The organism is Streptomyces sp. SID11385 (genome assembly GCF_010548245.1).
GTDB lineage: Bacteria > Actinomycetota > Actinomycetes > Streptomycetales > Streptomycetaceae > Streptomyces.
The window spans coordinates 1-3,809 of the sequence record NZ_JAAGLR010000079.1 but is presented as its reverse complement, the minus strand read 5'-3'; the positions used below and the strand labels follow the sequence as shown (position 1 = coordinate 3,809).

Below are 3,809 nucleotides of genomic sequence, written 5' to 3'. Positions count from 1 at the left end.
CTGGGCGCTCAGCTTGGCGCCGCCGCCCAGCACGGGGTCGACGGCGAGCGCGGGCACCCCGGCGCGCAGCGCGAGGACGAGTCCGTGCAGGCGCGTCGTGACCACGAGGTCACAGCGGGCGGCGAGGGCGAGGAACTGTTCCGGGCGCGCGCACAGTCGCCAGTCGTCCGAGGCGAGGCGGGTGTCGGCGGGCAGCCGCGCGCAGTCCTTCGCCCCGGCCCAGGCGGTGAGCGCGGTGGTCACGTCCGTGTGGCCGCGCCGTTCCCCGTACTCGCCCTGGCCCTGGGTGAGCACGAGCGCGACGAGCGGCGGCGCCGGACCGGCCGGGGCGAGGGCCGCGAGATCGGGGCGCGGCGGGTCCGTACCGCCGTCCCGTGCGAGGACGAGGGCGAAGCCGGTGGTCTCGGGGGCGTGCGGGTCGATGACGCTGACGTTGACGGCGACGCGGACGCAGTCGGCGTAGCGCCGGTGCAGTGCGAGGAGTTGCGGGCCGTGCAGGGGGCCGCACACGAAGAGGACATGGCGGTACGCCTGCGGCGGGGCCTCGTCGAGCGTGCGCGCGCCGGGGGCGAAACCCGCGCTCCACGCCGTGTCGTGCGCGACACCCGCCGCGTCGAGCGCCTGGGCGACGGCGGCGCGGGCGAGCAGGTCGCCGGCGGTCGCCTCGCCGTCGGTGAAGCTGAACCAGCCGGTGAGGAGCACGGTGCCGGGGCCCTCGGGGTGGGCGCGGAGGACCGCGAGAAGGCGGTCGAGAGTGTCCACGGGGCACCTCTCCGGTCTCGGGGCAACGGCGACGCGGTGGCCCCGTGGACAGCCGCGGAACCCCCCGTTTTCGCACGAGTCCTTCCATGCTGCGGGGCGGGCGCGGTCCCCGCACGGCGAATCCCGACGGGCCCGCCAGGCTCCTCCCGGAGGCTCCCCCCGGAAATTTTTTTACGTGTCAAAAGGGGTGAAACGGTTACCCAGCGGACTGTCAGGTGCCCGATCCCTCAGAAAGGGGGCGCGATGTCCTCCACACCGGCCCGCGGCGACTGGCAGCGCGCGCTCGTCACCGGTGGCGCGGGCTTTCTCGGCTCCCACCTGTGCGAACGTCTGCTGGACGCGGGGCTTCTCGTGGACTGTGCCGACAACCTCCTTTCCGGGAGCCGCCGGAACATCGCCCATCTGGAGGAGCGGCCGGGCTTCCGCTTCGTGGAGTGCGATGTCTCGGAGCCGGAGTGCGTGGAGCGGCTGCCGGGCCCGTACCAGCTCGTGCTGCACTTCGCGTGTCCCGCCTCGCCCGCCGACTACCAGCGTCACCCGATCCGGACGCTGGACGTGGGCAGCGCGGGCACCCGGCACGCGCTGGCCCTCGCGGCCCGCGACGAGGCGCGCCTCGTCCTCGCCTCGACCTCGGAGGTGTACGGGGACCCGCTCGTGCACCCGCAGCGCGAGGACTACTGGGGCAACGTCAACCCGATCGGCCCGCGCAGCGTCTACGACGAGTCGAAGCGCTTCGCGGAGGCGCTGGTCACCGCGCACGCCTCGGCCCACGGCACGGACGCCGGGATCGTACGGCTCTTCAACACCTACGGGCCCCGGATGCGCGGCCACGACGGACGGGTCGTGCCCACGTTCATCGCGCAGGCGCTCGCCGGGGAGCCGCTGACCGTCGCGGGGGACGGCACCCAGACGCGTTCGCTGTGCTTCGTGGACGACACCGTGGACGGCGTCCTGCTCGTGGCGGCGAGCCGCGCGGTGCGGCCGGTGAACATCGGGGGCGGGGACGAGGTGAGTGTCCTGGAGATCGCGGAGAAGATCCTCCAGCTCACCGGTTCCACCTCGCGCATCGCCTTCGTCGAACGCCCCGTCGACGACCCGGCGCGCCGCAGGCCGGACACGACGCTCGCGCGCGAACTGCTCCGCTGGCAACCCTCGGTGGACTGGGAGGAAGGACTCAAGCGGACCATCTCCGCCGTGGTCGCCGCCGGCTGACGCCGCCGGCCCCTTCCGTTCGCCTCACGCCCCGATCTCGGGACCGCCTGTCCACGTCCCGCCTCTCCCCTCCCCCACCCCCGCGTGACCCCCGGGAGCTTCCATGCGCGTACTCGGCATCAACGCCCTCTTCCACGACCCCGCCGCCGCCCTCGTGCTCGACGGTGTCGTGGTGGCCGCCGCCGAGGAGGAGCGTTTCAGCCGCCGCAAGCACGGCAAGCGCCCGGTGCCCTTCGCGGCCTGGGAGCTGCCGGAGCTGTCGGCCCGCTGGTGCCTGGAGCGGGCCGGGCTCACCCCGGGGGACCTCGACGCCATCGCGTACGCGTACGACCCGGCGCTCGCGCGGCCCGCCGACGAGCTGGGGCTGCACGACCCGTACGACTGGCTGCGGCAGGACTACGCGCGCCAGGCGCCCGGCTTCCTCGCCGAGGCGCTGCCGGGACTCGACCCGGAGCGGGTGCGTTTCGTGCCGCACCACGTCGCGCACGCGGCCTCGGCCGGGCTCGCGGGCCCGTACCCGGACAGCGCGGTGCTGGTCCTGGACGGGCGCGGGGAGTGCGGGGCGCACCTCGCGGGGCACTACCGGGACGGTGAGCTGGAGGTGCTCGCGGCGCGGGACCTGCCGGACTCGCTCGGTCTCTTCTACGAGGACCTCACCCAGCACCTCGGTTTCCTGCGCAGCAGCGACGAGTTCAAGGTGATGGCGCTGGCCTCCTACGGCGTGCCGCGCTTCGCCGAGCGGCTCGGCGCGTACGTGGGGCCGCTCGGGGACGGGGACTTCCGGGCGCGGCCCGTGCCGTGGACGGAGTTCACCGCGCCCCGTGCGCCGGGCGCCGCGTGGCTCCCCGAGCACGCGGATCTCGCGGCGAGCGCCCAGCACGTCCTGGAGGAGACGCAGCTCGCGCTCGTACGCGACCTGCACGCGCGCACCGGCGCCGAGGCGCTGACGATGGCGGGCGGCGTCGCGCTCAACTGCGTGGCCAACTCCCGCCTGTACCGCGACGGGCCGTTCGCCGAGGTGTGGGTGCAGCCCGCCGCGGGGGACGCGGGCACGGCGCTCGGCGCCGCGCTGCACGTCGCGCGCGAGCGGGAGCCCGTGAAACCGATGGGCACGGCGGCGCTCGGGCGCGGCTGGAGCGACGCGGAGCTGCGCGAGTGGCTGGAGGTGGCCGCCGTCCCGTACGAGGAGCCCGCCGACATCGCCGAGACGGTCGCGGAGGTGCTGGCCTCGGACGGGGTCGTCGCCTGGTTCCAGGGCCGCTCCGAGTACGGGCCGCGCGCGCTCGGGCACCGCTCGCTGCTCGCCCATCCGGGGCGGGCGGAGAACCTGGAGCGGCTCAACGCCGTGAAGGGGCGCGAGGAGTTCCGTCCGGTGGCGCCGATGGTGCGGGCCGAGCGCGCCGCCGAGATCTTCTCGGGCGGGCCGCTGCCGAGCCCGTACATGCTCTTCGTCCACGAGGTGGCGCCGCGGTGGCGGGCCCGGATACCGGCGGTGGTGCACGTGGACGGCACGGCGCGGGTGCAGACGGTGGACGCGGCGGACGAGCCGCTCATGGCCCGGGTCCTGGCGGCGTTCGAGCGGCGCACGGGGCTTCCCGTCGTCGTCAACACGAGCCTCAACACGGCGGGCCGTCCGATGGTCGACGACCCGCGCGACGCCCTGGAGTGCTTCGGCTCGGCGCCTGTGGACCTGCTCGCGCTGGGGCCGTTCGCGGTGCGGCGGGCGGGGGTCTTCGCATGACGCGCGGGAACGGAGGCGCACGCATGGGCGGCACGCACGGGCACGCGGGCGGACACGGTGAGCGGCGGGGCGTCGGCGGCCGGCCCGGCGGTGG

At 75.2% G+C, this 3,809-nt stretch carries 3 protein-coding genes; 2 read left to right on the top strand and 1 reads right to left on the bottom strand.

The window, feature by feature from the left end; genetic code table 11:
- A partial coding sequence (locus tag G3I42_RS02905; protein WP_164282275.1) for a polysaccharide pyruvyl transferase family protein occupies positions 1-762 on the bottom strand: 762 nt, incomplete at its 3' end.
- Positions 763-1,005: 243 nt separating this feature from the next.
- Between G3I42_RS02905 and G3I42_RS02900 the strand changes: the two genes are divergently transcribed.
- Both G3I42_RS02900 and G3I42_RS02895 read left to right on the top strand, forming a co-directional pair.
- Positions 1,006-1,974, top strand: coding sequence for an NAD-dependent epimerase/dehydratase family protein (locus tag G3I42_RS02900; protein WP_164282274.1), 969 nt, complete (start codon positions 1,006-1,008; stop codon positions 1,972-1,974).
- A gap of 103 nt (positions 1,975-2,077) precedes the next feature.
- Entirely contained in the window at positions 2,078-3,715 is a 1,638-nt protein-coding gene (locus tag G3I42_RS02895; RefSeq protein WP_164282273.1) for a carbamoyltransferase C-terminal domain-containing protein, read from the top strand.
- The last annotated feature ends 94 nt before the right edge of the window (positions 3,716-3,809 follow it).